Source organism: Nocardioides sp. Z35_8 (genome assembly GCF_059621125.1).
The window spans coordinates 175894-199873 of the sequence record NZ_JCAQIE010000001.1; the positions used below are offsets into that span (position 1 = coordinate 175894).

General features: G+C 73.6%; 22 protein-coding genes. 7 read left to right on the forward strand and 15 right to left on the reverse strand.

Going from position 1 to position 23980, the window contains the following annotated elements:
• Nucleotides 1–30 precede the first annotated feature (30 nt).
• Together AC54T2_RS00825 and AC54T2_RS00830 are read left to right on the forward strand one after the other, a co-directional pair.
• Nucleotides 31–2787, forward strand: coding sequence for a stealth conserved region 3 domain-containing protein (locus AC54T2_RS00825; RefSeq protein WP_496665263.1), 2757 nt, complete (start codon nt 31–33; stop codon nt 2785–2787).
• A 102-nt stretch (nt 2788–2889) separates the two neighbouring features.
• On the forward strand, nt 2890–3291 hold the full coding sequence (locus AC54T2_RS00830; protein WP_186339076.1) for an aromatic ring-opening dioxygenase LigA: 402 nt from the start codon (nt 2890–2892) through the stop codon (nt 3289–3291).
• 6 nt (nt 3292–3297) lie between these two features.
• Here the strand turns inward: AC54T2_RS00830 and AC54T2_RS00835 are convergent, their stop codons facing one another.
• A complete protein-coding gene (locus AC54T2_RS00835; protein WP_489975115.1) occupies nt 3298–4380 on the reverse strand; it encodes a non-homologous end-joining DNA ligase LigD in 1083 nt (360 codons plus the stop codon).
• 51 nt (nt 4381–4431) lie between these two features.
• Between AC54T2_RS00835 and msrB the strand changes: the two genes are divergently transcribed.
• On the forward strand, nt 4432–4830 hold the full coding sequence (gene msrB, locus AC54T2_RS00840; protein WP_496665264.1) for a peptide-methionine (R)-S-oxide reductase MsrB: 399 nt from the start codon (nt 4432–4434) through the stop codon (nt 4828–4830).
• A 2-nt stretch (nt 4831–4832) separates the two neighbouring features.
• On the opposite strand, the gene AC54T2_RS00845 is transcribed toward msrB, so the two are convergent.
• From AC54T2_RS00845 to AC54T2_RS00855, 3 genes are read right to left on the reverse strand one after another with little or no spacing between them, the layout of a single operon-like run.
• The gene (locus tag AC54T2_RS00845) at nt 4833–5678 is read right to left on the reverse strand and encodes a hypothetical protein (RefSeq protein WP_496665265.1); all 846 of its coding nucleotides are present in this window, start codon (nt 5676–5678) and stop codon (nt 4833–4835) included.
• 38 nt (nt 5679–5716) lie between these two features.
• Nucleotides 5717–6436 (reverse strand): hydrogen peroxide-dependent heme synthase, encoded by a 720-nt coding sequence (hemQ, locus tag AC54T2_RS00850; RefSeq protein WP_186339080.1) that lies wholly within the window; start codon nt 6434–6436, stop codon nt 5717–5719.
• A gap of 4 nt (nt 6437–6440) precedes the next feature.
• The gene (locus tag AC54T2_RS00855) at nt 6441–7793 is read right to left on the reverse strand and encodes a protoporphyrinogen/coproporphyrinogen oxidase (protein WP_496665266.1); all 1353 of its coding nucleotides are present in this window, start codon (nt 7791–7793) and stop codon (nt 6441–6443) included.
• Nucleotides 7794–7847: 54 nt separating this feature from the next.
• Here AC54T2_RS00855 and AC54T2_RS00860 point away from each other — a divergent pair, with 54 nt between their 5' ends.
• Entirely contained in the window at nt 7848–8849 is a 1002-nt protein-coding gene (locus tag AC54T2_RS00860; protein ID WP_496665267.1) for an NYN domain-containing protein, read from the forward strand.
• Between the two features lie 6 nt (nt 8850–8855).
• Here AC54T2_RS00860 and AC54T2_RS00865 read toward each other — a convergent pair whose 3' ends face one another.
• The 6 genes from AC54T2_RS00865 to AC54T2_RS00890 form a co-directional block, all read right to left on the reverse strand.
• A complete protein-coding gene (locus AC54T2_RS00865; protein ID WP_496665268.1) occupies nt 8856–9200 on the reverse strand; it encodes a DUF202 domain-containing protein in 345 nt (114 codons plus the stop codon).
• 26 nt (nt 9201–9226) lie between these two features.
• Nucleotides 9227–9586, reverse strand: a complete 360-nt coding sequence (locus tag AC54T2_RS00870; protein ID WP_206054424.1) for a YidH family protein — start codon at nt 9584–9586, stop codon at nt 9227–9229.
• Nucleotides 9586–10680: an AI-2E family transporter gene (locus AC54T2_RS00875; RefSeq protein ID WP_496665269.1), complete on the reverse strand. Its 1095-nt coding sequence runs from the start codon at nt 10678–10680 to the stop codon at nt 9586–9588. Before AC54T2_RS00875 ends, AC54T2_RS00870 begins: the two co-directional genes overlap by 1 nt.
• Before the next feature lie 157 nt (nt 10681–10837).
• Nucleotides 10838–11440, reverse strand: coding sequence for a flavin reductase family protein (locus AC54T2_RS00880; protein WP_186339083.1), 603 nt, complete (start codon nt 11438–11440; stop codon nt 10838–10840).
• Nucleotides 11437–11958, reverse strand: a complete 522-nt coding sequence (locus AC54T2_RS00885; protein ID WP_186339084.1) for an NADPH-dependent FMN reductase — start codon at nt 11956–11958, stop codon at nt 11437–11439. The genes AC54T2_RS00880 and AC54T2_RS00885 overlap by 4 nt, the downstream gene beginning before the upstream one ends.
• Nucleotides 11955–13097, reverse strand: coding sequence for an LLM class flavin-dependent oxidoreductase (locus AC54T2_RS00890; RefSeq protein WP_186339085.1), 1143 nt, complete (start codon nt 13095–13097; stop codon nt 11955–11957). The genes AC54T2_RS00885 and AC54T2_RS00890 overlap by 4 nt, the downstream gene beginning before the upstream one ends.
• Before the next feature lie 294 nt (nt 13098–13391).
• Between AC54T2_RS00890 and AC54T2_RS00895 the strand changes: the two genes are divergently transcribed.
• Nucleotides 13392–14372, forward strand: coding sequence for a LysR family transcriptional regulator (locus tag AC54T2_RS00895; RefSeq protein ID WP_186339086.1), 981 nt, complete (start codon nt 13392–13394; stop codon nt 14370–14372).
• Here the strand turns inward: AC54T2_RS00895 and hemE are convergent.
• A complete protein-coding gene (hemE, locus tag AC54T2_RS00900; protein ID WP_241005206.1) occupies nt 14338–15384 on the reverse strand; it encodes a uroporphyrinogen decarboxylase in 1047 nt (348 codons plus the stop codon). The genes AC54T2_RS00895 and hemE overlap by 35 nt on opposite strands.
• 71 nt (nt 15385–15455) lie before the next feature.
• Between hemE and AC54T2_RS00905 the strand changes: the two genes are divergently transcribed.
• Nucleotides 15456–16073 carry a DUF3000 domain-containing protein gene (locus tag AC54T2_RS00905; RefSeq protein WP_496665270.1) on the forward strand — a complete coding sequence of 206 codons (618 nt, stop codon included), beginning with the start codon at nt 15456–15458 and terminating at the stop codon, nt 16071–16073.
• A complete protein-coding gene (locus AC54T2_RS00910; RefSeq protein WP_496665271.1) occupies nt 16063–17412 on the forward strand; it encodes an HRDC domain-containing protein in 1350 nt (449 codons plus the stop codon). The genes AC54T2_RS00905 and AC54T2_RS00910 overlap by 11 nt, the downstream gene beginning before the upstream one ends.
• A 23-nt stretch (nt 17413–17435) precedes the next feature.
• Here AC54T2_RS00910 and AC54T2_RS00915 read toward each other — a convergent pair whose 3' ends face one another.
• From AC54T2_RS00915 to hrpA, 4 genes are all read right to left on the reverse strand, one after another.
• Nucleotides 17436–18848 (reverse strand): ABC transporter substrate-binding protein, encoded by a 1413-nt coding sequence (locus AC54T2_RS00915; RefSeq protein ID WP_186339088.1) that lies wholly within the window; start codon nt 18846–18848, stop codon nt 17436–17438.
• Between the two features lie 9 nt (nt 18849–18857).
• Entirely contained in the window at nt 18858–19337 is a 480-nt protein-coding gene (locus AC54T2_RS00920; protein WP_496665272.1) for a type II toxin-antitoxin system PemK/MazF family toxin, read from the reverse strand.
• 134 nt (nt 19338–19471) lie between these two features.
• Nucleotides 19472–20068, reverse strand: coding sequence for a hypothetical protein (locus tag AC54T2_RS00925; protein WP_241005208.1), 597 nt, complete (start codon nt 20066–20068; stop codon nt 19472–19474).
• Between the two features lie 29 nt (nt 20069–20097).
• Nucleotides 20098–23964 carry an ATP-dependent RNA helicase HrpA gene (gene hrpA / locus AC54T2_RS00930; RefSeq protein ID WP_496665273.1) on the reverse strand — a complete coding sequence of 1289 codons (3867 nt, stop codon included), beginning with the start codon at nt 23962–23964 and terminating at the stop codon, nt 20098–20100.
• Nucleotides 23965–23980 lie beyond the last annotated feature (16 nt).

Genomic DNA, 23980 nt, shown 5'->3' on the forward strand with positions numbered 1-23980 from the left:
CGCCCACCTCGAGAACGGGACTGACGACACGTGGCACTCACCGACAGGCTCGGCGGCAAGGTGCGCTCCGCGATGCGCCGCGCGCGCCGCGACGGCCCGCTCGACGTCGTCTACGTCCTCTTCAACGCCGACGGCATGGGCGGCACCGCCCGCTCCGGCATCGAGCAGGCCAACGCCCTCCTGAGCCTCGGCGAGGGCCACCGGGTCCGCATCCTGAGCGTCACGCGCAGCGGCGACGCGACCCACTATCCGCTGGTCGACGGGCTCGAGGTCACCTACCTCGTCGACGTACGCCCCGAGCGCCCGGTCGCCGTCTCCGGCGACCACCCCGCCGAGCTGGCCCAGCGCGAGTCGACGATCGTGCCCCGCAGCTGGGACGCGCTCTACAACGCCCTGACCGACGCCACGATGCGTGAGGCGCTTGCCGGCATCGACGCCGACGTCCTCGTCACCACGACCCCCGAGCTGCTGGCCGCGGTGGCCCAGCTCGCGCCCGCCGACGTGGCGCTGGTGCACCAGGAGCACCGGGCGTCGTCGAGCCGGGTCAACGACCTCGGCGCGCTGCTGCAGTTCGCCCCGCGCGCCGACGTGGTCGTCTCCCTGACCGAGTCGATGTCGCGCTGGCTCGCCGGCCGGCTCGGCGGGGCCGCGCCCGAGCTGCAGGTGATCCCCAACCCGCTACCCGCACACCCCCAGCCCCGCTCCCCGCTCGACCAGGGGACGTTCGTCACCGCCGGCCGGCTCGCGCCGGAGAAGCAGTTCGAGCACGTCGTCGACGCCTTCTGGCGCGTCCACGAGCAGCTGCCGGGCTGGACCCTCACCATCTGGGGCGACGGGCCGCGCGCGGACAACCTCGCCGCCCAGGTGCGCAAGCTCGGCCTCGAGGACCGCGTACGCCTGCCCGGCTCGACCGACGACCTCGCCGCCGAGTGGGCGCGGGCCAGCGTGGCCGTGCTCGCCTCGCGCGGGGAGGGCTACCCGCTCGTCCTGCAGGAGGCGATGTCGGCCGGGGTGCCCCCCGTGACCTACGACTGCCCGTCGGGCCCGCGCGAGATGATCACCCACGACGTCGACGGACTCCTCGTGCCGCCGGCCTCCAAGGCCGCGCTGGCTGCCGCCATGCTGCGGATCGCCGCCGACGACGACCTCCGCGGCCGACTCGGCGCCGCCGCCCTCGAGCGCTCGCGCTCCTGGGACGGGCAGGTGCTGGCACGCCGGTGGGTCGAGACGTTCCGCACCGCCGTCGCCCGCCGCGCCGACCCGCTGGCACCGCGACGGGTGCTGCACGGCCTGCGACCCGGCCCGCTCGGCGACCTCCCCGAGACCTCGGGCGCGGCCGGCGTCACCCCCGCGCAGGCGCGTACGACGGCGCTGCGGGCGCTGACCGCGGCCGCGGACGCCGCCGGCGAGGGCTGGTTCGTGGTGCCGGCGCGCGGCCTCGATCCCCACCCGGTGGTCGTCGTCCCGTCCTCGCGGCGCGGCGCGTTCCTCGCCGCCTTGGCCGCGGGGTCGTTGCCCGACTGGCTGTCGGTGCGCGACCCGGCCGAGCGCGGCTGGCCCGAGCGCCGGGGCACGGTCGCGGTCATGGCCGACGAGCTCGCCCGCACCCGCACCGCCACGCTGTTCCTCGAGCCGTGGCCGATGCGCGGCGGCCACGACGGACTCCTGGCCGAGGGCGTCGAGGTCGGCGTGCAGTTCTGGGAGGAGGCGCCCGACGGCGACCTGCTCGCGCCCGGACCCAACCGCTACGGCGACCGCGTGCCGGCCGGCACCCCGCGCACCACGACGACCGTCGAGGGCGTTGAGGTGCCGACGCTCGAGGTGATGGCGCTGCCCACCGTCGACGACTGCCGCTTCGACGTCGACGTCGTCTACACCTGGGTCGACGGCGACGACGAGGCCTGGCTCGCCGCCCGCGACGAGCGGATCCGCGAGCTCGGCGGCACCCCGAGCGCCCGCGCCGGCGGCGCGTCGCGCTACCGCAGCCGCGACGAGCTGCGCTACTCGATGCGCAGCATCCACCTCTTCGCGCCGTGGGTGCGGCGCATCCACCTCGTGACCGCCGGGCAGGTGCCGTCGTGGCTCGACACGGGTCACGACCGGGTGCGGGTCGTCGACCACCGCGAGATCCTGCCCGCGTCGGCACTGCCGACGTTCAGCTCGCACGCGATCGAGACCCGCCTCCACGCCGTGGCCGACCTCGCCGACCACTTCGTCTACGTCAACGACGACGTCTTCCTGGGCCGCCCGCGGCGCCCCGAGCACTTCTTCTCCCCCGGCGGCCAGTACGCCGCGTTCGTCGCCGACCACCGCGCCGTCGGCCTCCCCGGCACCGACGACCGGCCCTACCTCTCGGCGGCGCACAACAACCGTCGCGTGCTCGGCGACGCCTTCGGGGTGGCGCTGACGCACACGATGATGCACAGCCCGCACCCGCAGCGGCGTACGACGCTGGAGGAGATCGCGGCCCGCTTCCCCGACGAGGTCGAGCGCACCACGCACGCGCCGTTCCGCTCGGCGAGCGACCTCTCGCTGCTGTCGTCCTTCGCCCAGAGCTACGGCCTGATCACCGGCCAGGCGTACCGGGCCGGCGCCCGCCACGGCTACGTCGACCTGGGCCACCAACAACTCCCGGCCCAGCTCGGCCAGATGCTCAAGCGCGACCGCGACTTCTTCTGCATCGCCGACAACCTGCTCGCCGCCTTCGACGAGGAGCGCGCCGACGGGCTGCTGCACGACTTCCTGGAGCGCTACTTCCCGATCCCCGCGCCGTGGGAGAGGTCCTAGCCACCGGGTTGCGCCCTGTCTCCCCCGGGGTCACGCTGGACAGGCGTGCAGACGTACGCGCCGTCGGCGCCGCGCGCCGGCCGGGCAGGAGGGAGCAGGCTCATGCGCAAGGTTGCAGCGTTGACATCCATCGTGGTCGGGGTCGTCATGGCGATCGCCGGGGTCGTGGTCTGGATCGTGGTCTCCACGACGTTGGCCGACCAGAGGATCACCGTGTCCGACGACGCCTCGTGTGCCGCGGGAGACGGGGTCAACGGCCCCCTGTCGGCCTACTGCCAGGCCGACGTCATCGACAAGCACACCCTGGAGATGACGGGCGGCAAGACCTACGCCGAGCTCGACCGCGAGGACCCCAACCGGGAGGTCGCCATGGACTCGGCGTTCCTGCAGGCGTCCTTGTTCACGTCGGTCGTCGCCTTCGGGGTCTCGGCGATGGCGTTCGTGCTCGGCATCGTGCTGGCCCTCATCGGGCTCGCGCTCCGCGCCCCGGCAGAGAGGGTGTGAGCGCCCTCAGTCGGCGATCCGGTTGCCGTCGGCGTCCCAGTGCGACTCGACCTTCTTCGACGGCTGCACCCGCGGCGGCTCGCCGGGCATCTTGGGGTGGTCGGGCGGGAAGTTGAGCTCGACCGGGTGCTCCTCCCACAGCTCGAGCAGCGGCTGGAGCGAGTGGTGCACGTCGTCGATCGACGCCCACGGGTCGCCGTCGACGGCGAGGCGCGAGGGCACCGAGAAGAGGTTGAGGTCGGCCGGCGAGGTGAGTGAGGCCAGCTCGTCCCACGCCAGCGGCGTGGAGACCGGGGCGCCGGGCAGGGGACGCAGCGAGTAGGCCGAGGCGATGGTGCGGTCGCGCGTGTTCTGGTTGAAGTCGACGAAGATCCGCTCGCCGCGCTCCTCCTTCCACCACGCGGTGGTCACGCCGTCGTCGCGCTTCTCCAGCTCGCGGCCGAACGCGATCGCGGCGTGCCGCACCTCGGCGAACTCCCACCGCGGCTCGATGCGGACGTAGACGTGGATGCCGCGGTTGCCCGAGGTCTTGGCGTAGCCCGTCATGCCGAGGTCGGCGAGCAGCTCGCGGGCCACCCCGGCGACCCGCACCGCGTCGGCGAACGTCGTGCCGGGCTGGGGGTCGAGGTCGATGCGCAGCTCGTCGGGGTGGTCGACGTCGTCGCGCCGCACCGGCCACGGGTGGAAGGTCAGCGCGCCCATCTGCGCGCACCAGACGGGCACCGCGATCTCGGTCGGACAGATCTCCTCGGCCGTGCGCCCGGAGGGGAAGGTGATCGCGACGGACTCGAGGTAGTCGGGCGCGCCCTTGGGCACCCGCTTCTGGTAGAACGCGTCGGCATCGCGGTCCTGGGGTCCGGTCGCCAGCTTCATGCCCGGCCGCACGCCGGACGTCCACCGCTCCAGCGCCGTCGGCCGGTCCCGCAGGGCCCGCATCAGGCCCTCCTCGACGCTCGTGAAGTACTCCGCGACCATCAGCTTGGTGACCGCCGGCGTGCGGTCGGTCGCCTCGTAGATCACCCGGTCCGGCGAGGAGATCCTGACCTCGCGCTCCCCCGCCCGGACGTACGCCTCCGACGCCTTCGCCATGGGCCGACCCTAGCCGGGCCGCCGGCTGGATCGCCTCCGTAGACTCGCCACATGGCCTACGACGTGCAGAAGACCGACGAGCAGTGGCGCGAGGAGCTCACCCCCGAGGAGTACGCCGTGCTGCGCCAGGCGGGCACGGAGCGCGCGTTCACCGGCGAGTACACCGACACCGAGACCGAGGGCACCTACTCGTGCAAGGCCTGCGGGTCGGAGCTGTTCGCCAGCGACACCAAGTTCCACTCCGGGTGCGGGTGGCCGAGCTTCTACCAGCCGATGACCGACACGGTGGAGTACATCGAGGACGACTCCCACGGCATGAAGCGCGTCGAGGTCCGCTGCGCGACCTGCGGCTCGCACCTGGGTCACGTCTTCCCCGACGGCTTCGGCACGCCCACCGGCGACCGCTACTGCATCAACTCGATCAGCATCACGCTCAACGACAAGAAGTAGCCTCAGTCGACCTGCTGCAGCGCCGAGGTGACCGTCACCAGGCCCTCGCCGTAGGTCTCGTCCGCCCACGCCTGGATCGAGCCGTCGTCGAAGACGACGTCCGCGTCGAGCGAGTCGGGAGCGGTCGACCCACTCGTGAGCAGCTGCTCGCCGAGCGCGGCCTGGAGCTCCTGGCTGATGGCGTTGAGGTCGGCGTCGGTGCGCTCGACGGTGGTCACGCAGAGCAGCCCGCCCCACGTCTTGCGCAGCTCGGCCTCGGCGGCTGCGGCGTCGCCGGTGACCGCGACGCTGATCGTGCCGTTGCTCAGCCATGCGCTGGCGTACGTCGGCAGCGCGGAGGCGGCGGCGAGGGTGGCGTCCATGTCCTCGGGAGTGGCCTTGTCCGGGTCGGTCGTGGTGGCGTCGTCGCAGGCCGGCTCCAGGCCGCCGGCGCCGGCCTCGACGTCGCCCATCGGGTCGTAGAGCGCCGCCGGGGTCGCCTCGGTGACGGTGAACGTCGTGCCGTCGAAGGTGCCGGTGACGGCGTACTGGCCCCAGGTCACCCCGCCGGCCTCCTCGGCACCGACGTCACCCCACTCGAAGCCCTCCAGCGTGGGGCCGCCGCACTGCGGCGGGTAGGACTCGGCGACCGCACCCAGGCAGAGCTCGGGCCCGCCACCGGAGTCGAGCACGGTCACCAGCCCGCGGGTGCGCACCTCCCCGTCGGGCACCGGCGTCGGCGGCCCGTCGGACGACGCGGACGGCTCGCCCGAGCCGGCGGAGTCGACGGCCCGCATCTCGGCCTCGGTCGAGCAGGCGGTGGCGGCACCCAGGACGGTCAGCACGGCAGCAGCGGTGAGGATCCTCATGATCCTCCGACGCTACTGCGTCCCGGGCCGTTCCGGGCTCAGGGCAGGCGCTCGAGCAGCTCGGCCGGCGTCACGCGGGCGCCGGTGTAGAACGGCACCTCCTCGCGCACGTGGCGACGCGCGTCGGACGCGCGCAGCTCGCGCATCAGGTCGACGATCCGGTGCAGCTCGTCGGCCTCGAAGGCGAGCATCCACTCGTAGTCGCCGAGCGCGAAGGACGCGACGGTGTTGGCCCGCACGTCGGCGTAGCCGCGCGCCTGCTGGCCGTGCTGGGAGAGCATGCGACGACGCTCGGAGTCCTCGAGGAGGTACCACTCGTAGGACCGCACGAACGGGTAGACGCACACGTGCGCGCGCGGCTCCTCGTCGGCGAGGAACGCTGGGATGTGCGACTTGTTGAACTCCGCCGGACGGTGCAGCGCCATCTGCGACCACACCGGCTCGAGGCGGCTGCCGAAGGAGGTGCGTCGGAACGCGTTGTAGGCGCCCTGCAGCTGCTGGGAGTCGGCGGCGTGCCACCAGACCATCAGGTCGGCGTCGGCGCGCAGGCCGCTGACGTCGTAGAGCCCGCGCACCACGACGTCCTGCTCGGCGAGCACCTCGAAGAGGGCCTGGACGTCGGTCGCCTCGGCCGCGCGGTCGGCGTCGCCCAGGACGTCGCGCAGCTTGAAGACCGACCACATCGTGTAGCGGATCGTGTCGTTGAGATCCCGCGTGCGGGCGGCGTTGGTCTGCGTCTCGGTCGACTCGGTGCTCATGACCTCATTCTGCCCGTGTGACCGAGGCCACGGCCTGCCGGGCCGACCCGATCACCGCGGGGATGCCGACGCCGTCGTACGCCGCCCCGCACACCGCCAGCCCCGGAGCCCCCGCCACCGAGGCGCGGATCCGCGCCACCCGGTCGAGGTGCCCGACGGCGTACTGCGGCAGCGCGCCGCCCCACCGCTGCACGTGGGTGTCGACGGGGCGCGCGGTGATGCCGGCGATCGTCGCCAGGTCGGCGAGGGAGACCCGCACGAGGTCGCCGTCGCCGGCCTGGAGGGTGGCCTCCTGGCGGTGGCGCCCGAGCGAGGTGCGGAGCACCACCACGTCGGGGTCGAGGTCGCGCACCCACGCCCACTTGGCGAAGGAGAAGGTCGAGGCCTTGATCGCGCGGCGCTCGACGGGCGGCACGAGGAAGCCGGAGCGGTCGAAGAGCGCCTCGGGCACGTCCCGGGACCGGAAGGCCAGCGTGACCACGGCGACGCTGGCCGCCTCGATCGTCCCCAGCTCCGCCGCGGCGTCGGGGAGAACGTCGCCGAGCAGGCGGGCGGTGGGCGCGGCCGGGGTGGCCAGGACGACGGCGTCGGCCTCGACGGTCTCGGCGCTCGTGGTGGGCCCGACCGTGAGCGCCCAGCCCGTCGGCGTGCGCTGCAGCGCGCGGACGGTGGCCGAGGTGCGCGCCTCGAAGCGGCCGCCGTCGACGACGAGGCCGGGCAGCCGGCCCATCCCGCCCGGCAGCGCCGCGAAGACGGGCGCGACGGAGGCGGGCACCGAGGCGGCCTGGTCGAGCAGGCGGCCGCGGCGGGCCATCGCGAGCAGCTGGGGCACGGCGGCGGCCGCGGAGATGCGGCGCGCGTGGCCGGCGTAGACCCCGCCGAGGAGCGGCTCGACGAGCCGGTCGACGAGCTCGTCGCCGAGGCGGGCGGCCACCAGGTCGCCCACGGAGACGTCGTCGGACGTGACGGGGACGTCGGCCTCGGCGCTCGCCCGGGCCAGCCCCTCGGGGCTGAGGACCCCGCTGGCCGCGAGCTGGTCGAGGTCGAACGGGACACCCATCAGCGAGCGGGGCATGGTGCGCAGGGCCCCGCGCGACCAGACCGCCGACGTCGCCGGCGTCGGGTGCACGACCTGCGTGCCGACCTCCTCGGCGAGCGCGAGCCCCTCGAGACGGCGGGCGAGCATCGCCTCGGCACCGACGTCGACCCGCAGTCCGGCCACCTCGCCGGTCCGCAGCTTGCCGCCGACCTGCGGCGAGCCCTCGAGGAGCAACACGTCGCGTCCGGTGGCGGCGAGCCCTCGCGCGGCCACCAGCCCGGCGATCCCGCCACCCACCACCACAGCGTCACGCCTCACGCCTCCAGCCTGCCAGAGCGCTCCCCCGCCCGTGCGGGGACCTAGGCTGCGGGCATGGACTCCTCCCCAGCAGCCGACCGGATCGCCGTGATGATCGACGCCGACAACACGCGGCCGTCCTACGCCAACGAGGTGCTCAGCGAGGTCGCCAAGTACGGCAACCCCACGATCCGGCGGGTCTACGGCGACTGGACCAACGCCCACCTCACGCAGTGGTCGCGCAAGCTCAACAGCCTCGGCCTGCGGGCGATGCACCAGAACGCCTACACGTCGGGGAAGAACTCGACCGACCTCGCGCTCGTGATCGACGCGATGGACCTGCTCTACGACGGCAACGTGGAGGCGTTCGCGCTGGTCACCAGCGACAGCGACTTCACCAGCCTCGCCCACCGCCTCCGCGAGTCGGGCAAGTGGGTCTACGTGCTCGGCGAGAGCAAGGCTCCGGAGTCGCTGCGCAACGCGTGCGACAAGTTCATCGACCTGGCCGTCGTCGCCGACCAGACGGACGACAGCGACGACGACACCGCCGTCGATGCCGACACCGACGACACGGCCGGGGCGACCACCCCCTCGATCAACCTGCAGAGCGCGCTCACCCGGGCGGTCAACGCCGTCTCCGACGACGACGGCTGGGCGCTGCTGCCGGCGCTGGGCAACCAGCTGATCCGCACCCACCCGTCGTTCGACGCGCGCAACTTCGCCGGTCCCGGGGCGAGGTTGAGCACCCTCGTCACCGCTCAGCCCTATCTGGAGACCTCGGGCACGGGCAACGCGATGCTGGTCCGGCTCAAGGGCCACAAGCCGGCGACGCAGAAGACGACGCAGAAGACGGCCCAGAAGCCGGCCCAGAAGCCGGTCGGCCGGAGGTCGGCGGCGAAGAAGTCGGCGGCGAAGAAGTCGGCGGCGGCGCCGACGAGCGAGAAGGCCCCTGAGAAGGCCGCTGAGAAGGCCGCCGAGAAGGCTCCTGAGAAGGCGGCGGAGAGGGAGCCCGAGACCCCCACCGTGAAGGCGACGGTGAGGACGACCACGCGGAGGGCGTCGGCGAAGCGGTCCTGACCCCGGTCACCGGGCGACCATGTGGACCAGCTCGGTGGCGGCGGCCAGTGCGGTCGTCGCGGCGAGCACGAGGGTCGGCCCGCCGATCGCGCGGTAGTGGCGGCGGTCGCGGCGGTCGGCGCCGTAGCGGCGCCACCCCTCGGCCAGGACCCACAGCGTGAGCACGGTCAACCCGGCGACCGGGACCAGGGCGGCCGGCCCCAGGAGCGACCAGGTGTGGCGGGCGGTGGCGACGGCCACCACCAGCAGGGCCATCGCCGTGCGCTCCCACGCCAGGGTGGTCTTGATGTCGTCCTCCTTGCGCCTGGCGCGACGAGGCGTCTCGTCGCCGGGATGCTCCGTGCTCGTCATGGCGTCGGCCTCACCCTCACGACCCGTCACCACAACAGGGCGAGCAGGACGGCGCACACCCCGACGATCACCAGCGTGAGCAGCGCCCCGAACCCGAGGGGCGGCAGCGACGCGCCACGGCGCATCGACCGCTCGGCCAGCCCCCACCGCAGCCAGGTCAGCGCCGCGGCGACCAGGGCGAGGACGATCAGGGCGAGGGCGATGGCGCGCTGGGCGCCCGCGGGGATGGAGAGGTCGACCACGTCGAGGGCGACCCCGCCGGCGAGCAGGGCCAGCGCGGTGCGGATCCAGGCCAGGAAGGTCCGTTCGTTGGCGAGGCTCGCGCTGTAGTCGGGGTCGTCGCCCTCGCCGTAGACCCACCGGGGGCGGCGGCTGCGCCCGGCCACTAGGCGGGATCCCGGTTGGCGACCAGCGGGGACAACCACCTGCTGGCCGGGTCGGCGTCGACGAGGAGCGAGCGGACGAGGATCGAGAGCGGGACGGCCAGGATGGCGCCGACGGGCCCGATCACCCCGGCCCAGAAGAGCAGGGAGAGGAACGTCAGGGTGGAGGTCAGCCCGACCGAGTTGCCGACGACGCGGGGGTGGATCACCGAGCCGATCACGAAGTTGACCGCCAGGTAGACCGCCACCACCGTCACGAACAGGCTCGGGCCACCCTCGAGCAGGGCGAGGACGGCCGGCGGCACCAGTCCGATGACGAAGCCGATGTGCGGGATGTAGCTGGTCAGGAAGGCCAGCAGTCCCCACACCAGCGGCGCGGGGAGGTCGAGGAGGGTCAGGGCGATGGTGTCGAGGACGGCCGCGAGGAGGCCGAACGCCGTGGAGACCAGGAGGTAGCGACGCGTGTCGTGGGCGAAGTTGCGCAGAGCGGCGACCAGGTCGGGCCGGTCCGTGGCCACGGCGTCGAGCTGGTGCCCGAAGGACCTGCCGTCGGCGGTCATGAACAGCACCAGCGCGAGCATGAAGACCAGGCCGGAGACCAGGCCGTAGACGTCCGACAGGGCGTCGGTGGCCAGGCCCAGGAACTTGCCCAGGTCGAGGCCGTCGAGGACGTGGCGGATCTGCTCGGTCGAGACACCCACCCGTTCGAGGACCCCCATCGCGTCGGAGAGCGCCTGGTTGAAGTCGTCCTTGTACTGCGGCAACAGGGTCGCGAACCTGGCGACGGCCACCACGATCGACGCCGCCAGGCCGATCGCGAGGACGGCGACCAGCAGCACACACAGTGCGGTCGCCAGCCATCCCCACAGGTGACGGTCGAGCCACACCCGGAGTGGATGCACGGCGATCGTGAGGACCAGGGCGAGGAAGGCGGACCCGATCAGGCTCGACGAGGCGCGCATGCCGGAGATCACCACGAACGCCGCGGCCAGGCCGAGCAGCACGATCAGGCCGCGCGGCAGCGCGCCGTTCCACGAGGCGCCGGCACGCCGCCCGGGTCGGCCCCGCTCGTCCGGGTCTGCGGCTGGAATGGGCACGGGGCTCCCTCCGTCCGGGACGCCGAGACGTCCCGGGGCTGCTCCGGCTCCACGAGACTCGGGCCCCCCGGCGCCGGTGGCGACGGACCCCCTACCGCTCTCGACCATACGCCTGCCTCAGGCGCTCGCGTGCAGCCGAACCTCGCGATTCCCGGCCTCAGGCCGCGTCGCTCCCCGCGTCGGCGCGGGCGCCGCGATCCACCTCGGCGCCGTTGATCCGGCCGTCGAGGCGGGCGGGGTCGAGGTCGTCGCGGTGCAGCTTGGCGAAGGCCGAGCGGTGGAAGACGAGGGGGTGCTCGCCGTCCCCGGCGCCGACCTCGTGCACCTCGAGGAGCACGATCACGTGATCGCCGGCCACGACCTCCTCGTGCAGCGAGCAGTCGTAGGTCGCGACCGCCTCGTCGAGCAGCACGGCCCCGTCGCCGGTGACCCGGAAGGGCAGGCCGGCGAAGCGCTCCTCGCGCGGTCCGGCGAGCTGGCGGCACACCGCGTCGTGGTGGTCGGCCAGCACGCTGATGCCGAGGCGACCGGCCTCACGCAGCTGCGGCCAGGTCGAGCTCGTCGTCGCGATCGAGAACGAGACCAGCGGTGGGTCGATGCTCACCGAGGTGAACGACGACGCGGCGATGCCGGCGAGGCTGCCCTTGACCGACGCCGCGACGGCGACGACCCCGGACGGGAAGGCCCCGAAGGCGTCGCGCAGCGTGCGCTGGTCGAGGGCGGGGACGGGTGCAGGGCAGGAGCTGGTGGACGCCGTCATGCGGGGCTCGCTTCCAGGGCGTGGGCGGTCGGGGCGGGGAGCGTGGGCAGGAGCTGGTGCGCGGCCGCGAACCAGGCGTCGTAGGTCTCGGGACGGTCGTGCTCGGAGTCGAGGACGTAGAGGCCGCGGGTCGGCACCGACGCGCCGAGCTCGACGAGGAGCGGGCGGAGGGAGTGCTCGGTCGCGAGCGAGTGGGCCGGGGACGCGCCGAGCATCAGGGGGATCGCGGTCACGCCGCTCAGTCCCTGGTGAGGGAAGCGGTCGAGGAAGGCCTTCAGGAGGCCGGTGTAGGTCGCCTTGTAGGTGGGGCTGGCGACGACCACCACCAGGCTGCCTGCCACGGCCTCGACCAGGTCGGCGACCCGCCCCGCCGCGGGGTCGAAGATCTCGGACGCGTGGTCGGCCAGGTCGACCACCAGGTCGGCGCCGCCGAGCCGGTCGGCGACGGCGAGCGCCGACGCGTGGGTGCGCGAGCGCGGCGTGGGGTTGCCGACGACCACGGCGACCCGGGCGCTCACGACGCCGCCCGGTGCGCGCCGAGGGGCACCGACGCGCGGGCCGCCACCGGCGCGGGGGCGGCCCAGAGGCCGCGCCGCTCCAGCACGGGCAGCACGCCCTCGCCGAAGTGGTAGGCGCCCTCGAGGTGGGGGTAGGCGGAGAGCACGAACTCCTCGATCCCGAGTGCGGCGTACTCCTCGATCCGGTCGGCGACCTCCTCGTGGCTGCCGACGAGCGCCGTGCCCGCCCCGCCGCGGACGAGGCCGACGCCGGCCCACACGTTGGGGTGGATCTCCAGGCCGTCGCGCGAGCCGTTGTTGAGGGCCAGCATGTTCTGCTGGCCGACCGACTCCGACTTCTTGAGGCCCTCCTGGACGCGGCGGATCTCGGCGTCGTCGATGCCCTCGATGAGCCGGTCCGCCTCGGCCCACGCCTCCTCGGAGGTGTCGCGGTTGATGGTGTGCATCCGGATGCCGAAGCGCATCTCGCGGCCCTGCCTCTCGGCGAGCTCGCGGATCCACGCGATCTTCCTCGCCACCGCGGCCGGCGGCTCGCCCCACGTGAGGTAGACGTCGGCGTGGCGGGCGGCGACGAGACCCGCGGCCGGCGACGACCCGCCGAAGTAGACCTCGGGGATCGGGTCGGGCAGCTGCTGGAGCTGCGCCTGCTCGACGCGGAGGTGGCGTCCGGCGAAGGTGACCCGGTCGCCGGTCCACAGCCGCCGCACGATCTCGAGGAACTCGTCGGACCGCTCGTAGCGGGCGTCCTTGTCGAGGAAGTCTCCGTAGGCGCGCTGCTCCTGCGACTCGCCGCCCGTGACGACGTTGAGCATCAGCCGGCCGCCCGACAGTCGCTGGAAGGTGGCGGCCATCTGGGCGGCCAGGGTGGGCGAGGTCATCCCCGGCCGGAAGGCCACCAGGAACTTCAGCCGCTCCGTGAGCGGGGCGAGCATCGCGGTGGTCAGCCAGGCGTCCTCGCACCAGGCGCCGGTCGGGGTGAGCGCGGCCTCGAAGCCCAGCTGCTCGGCGCTGCGGGCGATCTGGCCGAGGTAGGCCACGCTGGCGGGCCGACCTCCGGAGCCGTGCGAGACGCCGTGGCCGCCACTGACGACCTGCCGGCCGTCACCGCCGTTGGTGGGGAGGAACCAGTGGAACAACATGTCGATCCTTTCGCGGGGTGCGCGCCGGCGCGGAACGTCCGAACCCGATGTCATTATCTCTATCGATCTTGTAGACAAAGTAGCAGCCCGCCCTCCCGCCCCGGGCCGGCGCGCCGGGACCGCGTCCTCGCGTTTTGTCTAGTTATTCACTAGACTTTACGGAAGGACGGCGGCACCCGACCACGCCCCGGTGGCAGGTTCTGCCGGGCGGGCCGCAGGCCCTCCCCTTCCCCGTCACCCCTCCCCCCTTCACCAGACCCTCGGGCCCCGTCCCGGCACACGGCAGGAGCACACGTGCGGATCGAACAGCTGGAGTACCTCGCCGCGGTGACCGAGCACGGCTCGCTGCGGCGCGCGAGCGAGGCCATGCACATCTCCCAGCCGGCCCTGAGCGAGGCGGTGACCAAGCTGGAGAAGGAGCTGGGCACCACCCTGCTCGACCGGCGCCGCACCGGCTCGCGGATCAGCCGGCAAGGGCTCGACCTGCTGCAGAACATGACGGAGGTCCTCGAGGCGGTCGACCGGCTGCGCCAGGCCGCCGGCCAGCAGTCGGTGCGCCGGCGCGACCTCCGCATCGGCACGGTCAACACCGCCTCGTCCAGCCTGCTCGCCCCGGCGCTGCGCGACCTCCACGCGCGCCACGGGTCGGGAGGCGTGGAGGTGGTCCACGGGCGCCAGGTCGACATCCACCAGGGACTGGCCGAGGGGTCGCTCGACCTCGGCCTGGTCAACGTGCTCCCCGGCGACGAGGTGCCGCCCACGCTCGTCGCCGACCGCCTCCTCGACGGCACCCCGGTCGCCTGCCTGCCCGTGGCGCACCCGCTGACGGCCCGGAGCCGGGTCACCGTCGACGACCTGCGTGCGGAGCCGCACGTCCTGATGCGGCCGGGCTTCGTGATGCATCGCTACGCCCATCGCCTGTTCGGCGGCTCGCTGCCCGGCACGACGTACGCCACCGACGGCGCCGAGATGGGCAAGGCCATGGTGGCCGCGGGGCTCGGGATCTCCGTCCTGCCCGACTTCTCCATCGTCGCCGATCCGCTCGTGCGGGCCGGCGTGCTCACCACCCGGCCGATCGAGACCGACCAGACCACCGTGACGCTGCTGATGGTGCGCCGCCGGGCCGATCGGGTGCCCGAGCCGCTGCGCGACCTGCAGCGCGCGCTGGTGCGACAGGCCCGGGCCTACCGGGAGTCGGCGGTGGCCGCGCCCGCCGCGGACCTGACCCCGGTGACGCCGATCAGCAGCCGTGCACGAAGTCTGTCAGCGCCGTGAGCTGACCGGGGTCGGTGGAGGGGATCACCCCGTGGCCGAGGTTGAAGATGTGGCCCTTGGCCCGGCGACCCGCCTCGACGACCTCGGCGGCCCGGGCGGTCATCACCTCGGTCGGCGCGAAGACCAGGGTCGGGTCGAGGTTGCCCTGCACGGCGCGGTCGCCCACGAGCGGGATCGCCTGCTCCAGGGGCGTACGCCAGTCGACACCGACCACGTCGGCGCCGGCCTCCGCCATCAGGCCGAGCAGGCTTCCCGTGCCGACACCGAAGTGGATCCGCGGCACGCCGAGCTCGCCCGCCGCGGCGAGCACCCGCCGGGAGTAGGGCATCGCCGAGTCGCGGTAGTCGGTCGGGGTGAGGGCGCCGGCCCACGAGTCGAAGAGCTGCACCGCCGACGCGCCGGCCTGCACCTGGATGCGGAGGTAGGTCGCGGCGATGCCGGCGATCTTGCTCATCAGCGCGTCCCACACGTCGGGGGCGCCGAACATCATCGCCTTGGTCTTGGCGTGCTCCTTCGACGGACCGCCCTCGACGAGGTAGGAGGCGACGGTGAAGGGCGCTCCGGCGAACCCGATGAGCGGCGTCGCGCCGAGCTCGGCGACGAGCTGGCCGACGGCCTGCACGATGGAGGGCACGTGCTCGGGAGTCAGGTCGGGGATGGCCTCGACGTCGGCGAGGGTGCGCACCGGCGACGCCACGACGGGGCCGATGCCGGCCTTGATGTCGAGGTCGACCCCCACCGCCTTGAGCGGCAGCACGATGTCGGAGAAGAAGATGGCGGCGTCCACGCCGTAGCGGCGCACGGGCTGCAGGGTGATCTCGGTGACGAGGTCGGCGTCCATGCACGACTCGAGCATCCCGATGCCCTCGCGCACCTTGAGGTACTCCGGCAGCGACCGGCCCGCCTGTCGCATGTACCAGACCGGGGTGTGGGACGGCACCTCTCCGCGCGCGGCCGCGAGGAACGGGCTCCGGGCCAGTCCGGGATGGGGCGTGCGGGGGGCGTCGGTCACCCCTGAATTCTCGCAGGTGAGGCGGCGTGGCGGCACATCGGCGAGGGCCGGCGCTGGCCTACTCTGGCCACATGGTGGCCCGTCACGAGACCCACCCGGGCAATGCTGCCGCGGCTGGGCCCGCGGAGTTCCGCTCGGCCGTGGAGTCGATGCGTCGGGCGTCGCTGCGCCCGGAGGTCTTCTGCGAGGAGATGCCGGCGCCCCAGCGCATCGCGCCCTGGTCGTCGGCCCTCAGCGCCGACATCACCGTCGACGAGGAGGACCTGGGCACCGGCCGCCTGATCCTGCTCCACGACCCGGCCGGCAACGACGCCTGGGACGGCACCTTCCGATGCGTGGCCTACGCCCGCGCCGACATCGACCCCGAGCTCGGCGCCGACCCGATGCTGGCCGCGGTCGGCTGGTCGTGGCTGGTGGAGGCCCTGGACGCACACGGGGCCCGCCACCACGCCGCCTCGGGCACGGTCACCTGCGTCACCAGCGAGAGCTTCGGGGGCATGGCCGAGGACGCGCGCACCGCCCAGGTCGAGATCCGCGCGTCGTGGACGCCCGAGGTCGACGACGGCGACCTCGACATGACGGCGCACGTCGAGGCCTGGGGCGAGCTGATGTGCACTGCGGTCGGGCTGCCGCCCGTGCCGGAGGGCGTCACCGCCATCCCCAGCCGACGCGGCCAGCGTGGCACCTGACCCGATGGCCGACGAGCCCCAGACCACCCCCGCCGAGGTCACCCCCGAGGCCATCCCCGCGGCCACCTCCGCCGACGAGCCCGAGGCGCCGGCGGCACCGCCCGCCCCGCTCCTCGAGCTGCGCGACGGCCTGCCCGCGGTCGTCGACACCGATGCCGGCCTGCTGGAGGCGTCCGCTGCGCTGGCCGCGGCGACCGGACCGGTGGCCATCGATGCCGAGCGAGCGTCCGGCTACCGCTACTCCAACCGCGCCTACCTCATCCAGCTGCGCCGCGCGGGCGCCGGCACCTGGCTCGTCGACCCGATCGGGATGACCACGCTCGCCCCGCTCCAGGAGGCCCTCGAGGGCACCGAGTGGATCCTCCACGCCGCCACCCAGGACCTCCCCTGCCTGCGCGAGGTCGGCCTCACCCCGACCAGCCTCTTCGACACCGAGCTCGCCGGCCGCCTCCTCGGCTACCCCCGCGTCGGCCTCGCCACGCTCGTCGAGACCGTGCTGGGCCAGCGGATGCGCAAGGAGCACTCCGCGGCCGACTGGTCGACGCGCCCGCTGCCCGAGCCGTGGCTGGAGTACGCCGCGCTCGACGTGGAGGTGCTCGTCGAGCTGCGCGACCACATGGCCACCGAGCTGGAGCGCGCCGGCAAGGCCGAGTGGGCGCGCCAGGAGTTCGACCACCTGCTGGGCTTCGAGCCTGCCGTGCGTGTCGAGGCGTGGCGGCGTACGTCCGGGGTGCACCGGCTGCGCGGGCGTCGCGCCCTCGGTGCGGCCCGCGCCCTCTGGGAGGCCCGCGACGCCATCGCCGCCGAGCGCGACGTGACGCCGGGGCGGATCCTGCCCGACGCGGCGATCGTGGCCGCCGCCACCGCGATGCCGTCCGACCGCCGGGCGCTGCTGGCCACCCCCGGCTTCCACGGCCGAGGCGCGAGCCGCTACGCCGCCACCTGGGTCGACGCGCTGCAACGGGTCCGTCAGATGGACGAGAGCGAGCTGCCCACCCGCGCACCCCGCGGCGACGGACCGCCCCATCCCCGCACCTGGGCCGATCGCGACCCGGTCGCCGACCGACGCTTCAAGGCCGCGCGCGAGGCGATGCTCAACCTGGCAGAGGCGCACCACCTGCCGGTGGAGAACCTGCTCACCCCCGACTACCTCCGGCGCCTGATGTGGGCGCCCCCGGGGACCCGCGAGCCGGCCGAGCTCGCCCAGCAGGTCCGTGCCCAGCTGGCGTCCTACGGCGCCCGGCCGTGGCAGGCCGAGCTGGTCACCGGGGCGCTGGTGGGCGCCATCCTCGGAGCCGAGCAGGATCCCGAGCACCCCGGGGCGGCACCCGGGGAGTAGGAGGCCGCTCCTGCTCCCCTGGCCTACTCCTCGGTCGGGGTCTCCGTCGGCTCCGGCGACTCCGACTCCTCGTCCTCCGGCGCGAGCACCGTCTGCGAGACCAGGTCGATCTGCTCGGTCGTCGCGTCGAGGTCGAGCACACCGGGCGCGGTCACGAGCCGGTCGAGGAGGGGGGTGACCGCCTCCTCGAGCTCCTCACGCCGGTCGATGAACGGCGGCACCACCATGTAGCGGATGCTGGTGTTGTAGACCTCCGCGTTGGCCGGCTCCTCGCCGGGCGCCAGGAACTCCGGCGACGCGGCGACCGAGGTGTTGGCCGGCACGATGAAGCCCGTCGCGGCGACCGTGGCGATCGCCGCGTCGGACACGGCGTAGGCGATGAAGTCGGCCGCGTCGCCCGTCACGTCGGAGTCGGCGGACAGGCACAGGCCGCTGATGTCGCCGACGGTCGCGCGGGTGTCGATGACCGGCATCGGCAGCACGTCGAAGTCGAGGTCCTCGGCCTCACGCATCTCCGGCACGAGGTTGCGGAAGCCGGCGACCATCGCGAGCTCTCCGCGCTTGAACAGCTTGACGGGCGTCGCGCGCGCCAGCTGGGCGTTGGTCGGCGTGATCGTGGGGTCACGCAGGATGGCCAGCGTCTGGCTCAGCGCCTCGCGGGTGGAGTCGTCGGCGAAGGCGAGCGAGGTGGGCTCGCTGTCGTCGTTGAAGACCTTCCCGTCGCCGGAGTAGATGAACGGCGCGAGACCCTGCAGGGTCGGGTCGATCCACACGCCGCGCCGGTCACCGCGCCGGCTGGCGAACTGCGCGGCCGCGCCGAACTCGGCGAGCGTCCAGCGCTCGCGCACCCCCTCGTCGTTGGTGCTGGGGACGTCGAGGCCGCGGCGCTCCATCTTGTCGAAGTCGACGAGGCGGGTGTTGTAGTAGATGACCATCGGGGAGACCGAGTAGGCCATGCACTGCAGCTCGTCGTCCATCGCGAAGGCGTCGACGGCGTCGCGCGAGAACCGGTCGCCGAAGTCGACGCCGCGCTCGTCGAGCAGCAGGCTCACGGGCTGGAGCGCACCTGCCTCGACGAGCTGGTCGAGGTCGATGCGCGAGGTGAGGAACACGTCGGGCGCGTCACCGGCCAGCACGTCGGCCACGGCGGCCTCGTGGTCGGGCCACGACTCGAGGACGACCCGGCGGTCGGTGGAGGAGGCGTTGAAGGAGTCGACGACGCTCTGGAACGCCGCCACCTCCTCCTCGCTGCCGTAGGCGCCGAAGGTGACCTCGCGGGGCTTCGCGGCCGTCTTGGTCGGATTGCCGGACTGCCCCGCCGAGGGGGTCGGGCGCGGCTCGGGCTCGTCCTCCCCGGTGCAGGCGGCCGTCGTCAGCGCGACCGCGAGGGCCGTGGCGAGCAGGGCACAGCGACGCAGGGAAGGGGTCCGGGACACGGCGAAACCCTATCGGGACAGGCCACGGCGGGCCGCCAGCACGGCAGTGAAGATCGTCTCGTCGAGCGCGGCGCCCTCGCGTCGTACGCCGCCCCGCTCGAGGTGGATCAGCCGGTCGAGGCGCACCTCGCTGGGCCGGCCCCGGGAGTCCCACCCACCGGTGCCGACGTCCATCCAGTGGCGCCCCCACCTGGCCTCGTCGGCGGCGTCACGGTCGTGGTCCTGGCTGCTCAGCATCAGCCCCACCCAGCCGTCGTGCTCCTCCCCGGCGGTGTCGATGACGAGCACGGGCCGGTCCTTGCCGCGGCTCGCGTCGTCCTCGTAGGGCACCCATGCCCACACCACCTCACCCGGGTCTGGCTCGCCGTCACGCTCGGGCGCGTAGGTGCCCTCGCCCGGCGAAGTGGGCGCCGACGGCACAGGGGGCGCCGTGGACGAGGGGGACCCGACGCGGGACAGCAGGCCGGCGACACGGCTGCGGAGGCTCATGACCCGAGCCTAGGCCTGCGGAGCAGATGAGTGCGCCGGACCGGGAGCGCCTCACGGCGCGTGGCCGCTCGTAGCGGCTTATTTCGGGACCCGGGGCTGCCACGGCCCGACGCACTCAGGGACATTTTAACGCCTCAGGCGAGGCTGCCGCGGATTTCCACCTGACCAGCGGCCTCCAGCTGCTCCGACAGCGCGAGCATGCGGGTGATCTCCTCGTGCGAGGCGCTGCCGAGGGCGGCGCGGCCGGCGGCGACGATGCGCGCGAAGGCGGCCGCGCGGAACAGGGTGACCGCGAAGTCGCCGCGGGTGATCCCGCGCAGGACCTCGTCCACCATCCGGCGCAGCTCGTCGGGGCCGGGAGGGTCGGCCACGCCGGCGACCACCCGCGCCACGTCGACGCGGCGCTGGCCCGCCTCGTAGTCGTCGGCCACCCGGTCGGGGTCGGCGTGCACCCACGAGCGCAGCAGGAACAGCCGCCACAGGCTCCCGGCAAGCGTGTCGGCGGGCGCCCCCGACCACACCTCGGCGAGCGTCTCGAGGCCCTCGGTGTCGGCGAGGTGGACCACCCGCTCGGCAAGCGCGGGATCGGCGGACCGGCGCGCGCCGCGCACCAGCACGGTCGCGGCGAGGTCGCCCGCCTCGCGCAGCTGCGCGGGGTCGGCGCCCCCGGCGATGTCGGCGAAGAAGGCGTCGCCGGGGGTCATCGGGCGGTGGTGCTGGCGACCGGTCACCGGGCCAGCCTAGAACGGCCCGGAACGGCTCAGCCAGCCGTTCCCATCACCTTGCGGATGCGCTGGTCGCTGACCTTGGTGGCCGTGCCGAGCTGCTGGGCGAACAGGGACACGCGGTACTCCTCGAGCAGCCAGCGGGCCTCCCGGAGGCGCTGGGGCATCGGCTGGCCCTCGGGCAGCGCCGCGACGGCGTGCAGCCACGCCTCCTGCAGCCCGGACACCTGGTCCATCAGCTGGCGGTCGCGGGCGACCTGGCCGTCGAGGCGCTCGCGCCGGTGGGTCACGGCGGCGAGGTAGCGCGGGTAGTCGCGCAGCCGGCGCACCCCCGCCTCCCCGATGAAGCCGGGGGCCATCAGCCGCTCGACCTGCGCGCGCATGTCGGTGAGGGCCGGCAGGGTGATCAGGTCGGCGCGCCCGGAGATCGCCCGGTCGGTGGTGCGCCAGGCCTCCAGCACCCGCATCACCTCGTGCACCGCCGGGCCGAGGCCGGAGGCGACGGCGTCGCGGGCGTCCGCCACCACGGCGTCGTACGCCGCCTCGTCGCGCACCGTCGGGTGCCGGTCGACGACCTCGCCGACGATGCCGGCGCGCAGGTCGTCGAGGAGGTCGGCCACCGACGGGTAGGGCGAGCCGACCAGCGCGAGCTTGGCGCGCTGGTCGAGCCCGGCGGCGGCGAGCACGTCGTCGACGGGGTCGGCAGGCCCGAGCGCGAGGAGCACCAGGCGTCGTACGCCCAACCGGTGGTGCGCGGCGGCCTCCTCGGCCGTCGCGAGCACCCGGAGGCCCACCGTCGGGCCCTCGTCGACGAGCGCGGGGAAGCCGCGCACCTCGTGGCCGGCGCGACGCTGCACGAAGGACTCCTCGACCGTGCCGAACGTCCACGTCGTGCGGCCGGTGGCGCTCACGCCGGAGTCGGACGCCACGTCGGCCATCGCCTGCTCGAACGTCGGTCGCAGCGGCTCCTTGAGCGCGTCGAGGTCCTTGCCGCGGGCCGCCTCGGCCCCCTCGTCGGTCACCACCCGGTAGGTCGGGCGGAGGTGGGCCGGCACCTTCGACCAGTCCCACGCCTCGCGGGGGATGACCAGGCTGCGGGTGCTGCGGGCGAACCGCTCGAGCGCGTCGAGGAGCGGCTCGGCGCCCGGCGGCGTCGCGGCGAGGAACTCGCGCGCGGTGTTGGGCGCGGGCACCATCGCGACACGGAGGCTCTTGGGCAGCGAGCGGATCAGCTCGGTGACCAGCTCCTCGCGCAGCCCCGGCACCAGCCACGAGAAGTCGTCGGCGTCGATGCGGTTGAGGGTGGCGACGGGGACGTCGATGGTGAGCCCGTCGTCGGCGGCGCCGGGCTCGAAGTGGTAGCTGATCGGGAAGGTCAGCCCCGCCTCGTCGCTGTCGTGCCACTGCGTCGGGAAGTCGTGCGCGCGCACCTCGCCGGCGGTGTCGTGCGTGAGCATCTCGGGGTCGAACGTGAGCAGGTCGGGCTGCTTCTGCCGCGCCCGCTTCCACCACTGGTCGAAGTGCTGGCCGCTGACGACGTCGGCGCCGACGCGCGCGTCGTAGAACTCGAACAGCGTCTCCTCGTCGACGACGATGTCGCGGCGCCGCGCCCGGTGCTCGAGCTCCTCCGCCTCCTCGAGCAGGCGGGAGTTCTCGGCGAGGAAGCGATGGCGGGAGTCCCACTCGCGCTGGACGAGGGCGTGGCGGATGAAGAGCTCGCGCGCGAGCGGCGGGTCGACCTTGCCGTAGGACACGAGGCGGTCGGCCACCAGCGGGACGCCGTACAACGTGACCCGCTCGCGCGCCATCACGGCGGCGCGCTTGCGCGACCAGTGCGGCTCGGAGTAGGTGCGCTTGACCAGGTGGGCGCCGATCCGCTCGGCCCACTCGGCCTTGATGGCGGCGTTCTGGCGCGCCCACAGGCGCGAGGTCTCCACCAGCTCGGCGCTCATCAGGAAGTCGGGGTTGCGCCCCTTCAGCACGCTGCCGGGGAAGATCGCGAAGCGGGCGTTGCGCGCGCCGACGTACTCCCGCATCGGGCGCCGCTCCCCCGGCCGCGACTTCTCCCGCTCCTCGAGCGCGCCGACGTGGCTCAGCAGGCCGGAGAGCAGCGCCTGGTGGATGCCGTCCTCGTCGTAGGCCGCTCCGCCCTCGCTGCTGCCGGTGCGGCCGAGGTCGAGCTTCATCTCCTTGCACACCTGGCGCAGCTGCGACTCGTAGTCCTGCCACTCGCGGATGCGCAGGTAGTTGAGGTGCTCGCGCTTGCACATCCGGCGGAACGCGCTGGAGGACAGCTCGCGCTGCTGCTGCTTGAGGTGGCGCCAGAGGTTGAGCCAGGTGAGGAAGTCGCTGGACTCGTGCGTGAAGCGGGCGTGCAGCTGGTCGGCGTGCGCCCGCTGCTCCTCGGGCCGCTCGCGCGGGTCCTGGATGGACAGCGCCGCGGCGATCACCAGCACGTCGCGCAGGCAGCCGAGGCGCTCGGCCTCGAGGATCATCCGGCCCAGCCGCGGGTCGATCGGGAGCCGGGCCAGCCGCCGGCCGACCTGCGTCAGGCGTACCCCCGGCCGGGACGTCATGGACCTCTGCGGTCCGGACCGCGGACTCTCCTGACGTCCGGGGTCGGCGGCGGTCGAGATCGCGCCGAGCTCCTCGAGCAGGTCGGTGCCGGCCTTGATGTTGCGGCGGTCGGGCGGCTCGACGAAGGGGAACCTCGCGATGTCGCCGAGGCGCAGCGAGGCCATCTGGAGGATCACGCTCGCGAGGTTGGTCCGCAGGATCTCCGGGTCGGTGAACTCGGGGCGGGCCTCGAGGTCCTCCTCGGAGTAGAGCCGGATCGCGATGCCCTCGGACACGCGCCCGCAGCGGCCGGAGCGCTGGTTGGCCGAGGCCCGGCTGATCGGCTCGATGGGCAGGCGCTGCACCTTGGTGCGCACCGAGTAGCGGCTGATCCGCGCGACGCCGGTGTCGACGACGTAGCGGATGCCCGGCACCGTCAGCGACGTCTCGGCGACGTTGGTGGCCAGGACGACGCGCCGCACGGTGGAGGGGTGGCTGGAGAAGACCCTGTGCTGGTCGGCCGCGCTGAGCCGGGAGTAGAGCGGGACGATCTCGAGCCGGTCGCTGCCGAGGGCGGAGAAGGCGTCGGCGGTGTCGCGGATCTCGCGCTCGCCGGGCAGGAACACCAGCACGTCGCCCGGTCCCTCGGCCGAGAGCTCGCGGACGGCGTCGAGGATCGCCTCGGTCTGGTCACGCTGGACCGGCTCGCCGTCGTCGTCGTTCTCCGGCAGCTCCAGCAGCGGTCGGTAGCGGACCTCGACGGGGTACGTACGCCCCGACACCTCGACCACGGGGGCGCGGAAGTGCTCGGCGAAGCGGTCGACGTCGATCGTCGCGCTGGTGATGATCACCTTGAGGTCGGGCCGGCGCGGCAGCAGGCGCTTGAGGTAGCCGAGCAGGAAGTCGATGTTGAGGCTGCGCTCGTGGGCCTCGTCGATGATGATCGTGTCGTACTTGCGCAGGTCGCGGTCGCGCTGCAGCTCGGCGAGCAGGATGCCGTCGGTCATCAGCTTGACCCGGCTGGCGCGGCTGGTGCGGTCGGTGAAGCGGACCTGGTAGCCCACGACGTCGCCGAGCTCGGTGCCGAGCTCCTCGGCGATCCGCTCGGCGACGGAGCGGGCCGCGATGCGCCGCGGCTGGGTGTGGCCGATCAGCCTGCCGCCCTCCGCCGCCCCGAGCCCCCGGCCGAGCTCGAGGCAGATCTTGGGCAGCTGGGTGGTCTTGCCCGAGCCGGTCTCGCCCGCGACGATCACCACCTGGTGGTCGCGGATGGCGGCGGCGATGTCGTCGCGGCGCGCGGAGACCGGGAGCTCGGCCGGGTAGGTGATCTTCACAACGGGCGCCATTCTCGCCCACGGTGGC

What these genes read in the sequence shown, in the direction of transcription:
- AC54T2_RS00830 (WP_186339076.1), top strand. Translation starts at nt 2,890, where the DNA reads ATGCGCAAGGTTGCAGCGTTGACATCCATCGTGGTCGGGGTCGTCATG.
- AC54T2_RS00835 (WP_489975115.1), bottom strand. Translation starts at nt 4,380, where the DNA reads ATGGCGAAGGCGTCGGAGGCGTACGTCCGGGCGGGGGAGCGCGAGGTC.
- msrB (WP_496665264.1), top strand. Translation starts at nt 4,432, where the DNA reads ATGGCCTACGACGTGCAGAAGACCGACGAGCAGTGGCGCGAGGAGCTC.
- AC54T2_RS00845 (WP_496665265.1), bottom strand. Translation starts at nt 5,678, where the DNA reads ATGAGGATCCTCACCGCTGCTGCCGTGCTGACCGTCCTGGGTGCCGCC.
- hemQ (WP_186339080.1), bottom strand. Translation starts at nt 6,436, where the DNA reads ATGAGCACCGAGTCGACCGAGACGCAGACCAACGCCGCCCGCACGCGG.
- AC54T2_RS00860 (WP_496665267.1), top strand. Translation starts at nt 7,848, where the DNA reads ATGGACTCCTCCCCAGCAGCCGACCGGATCGCCGTGATGATCGACGCC.
- AC54T2_RS00865 (WP_496665268.1), bottom strand. Translation starts at nt 9,200, where the DNA reads ATGACGAGCACGGAGCATCCCGGCGACGAGACGCCTCGTCGCGCCAGG.
- AC54T2_RS00880 (WP_186339083.1), bottom strand. Translation starts at nt 11,440, where the DNA reads ATGACGGCGTCCACCAGCTCCTGCCCTGCACCCGTCCCCGCCCTCGAC.
- AC54T2_RS00890 (WP_186339085.1), bottom strand. Translation starts at nt 13,097, where the DNA reads ATGTTGTTCCACTGGTTCCTCCCCACCAACGGCGGTGACGGCCGGCAG.
- AC54T2_RS00905 (WP_496665270.1), top strand. Translation starts at nt 15,456, where the DNA reads ATGGTGGCCCGTCACGAGACCCACCCGGGCAATGCTGCCGCGGCTGGG.
- AC54T2_RS00920 (WP_496665272.1), bottom strand. Translation starts at nt 19,337, where the DNA reads ATGAGCCTCCGCAGCCGTGTCGCCGGCCTGCTGTCCCGCGTCGGGTCC.
- hrpA (WP_496665273.1), bottom strand. Translation starts at nt 23,964, where the DNA reads ATGGCGCCCGTTGTGAAGATCACCTACCCGGCCGAGCTCCCGGTCTCC.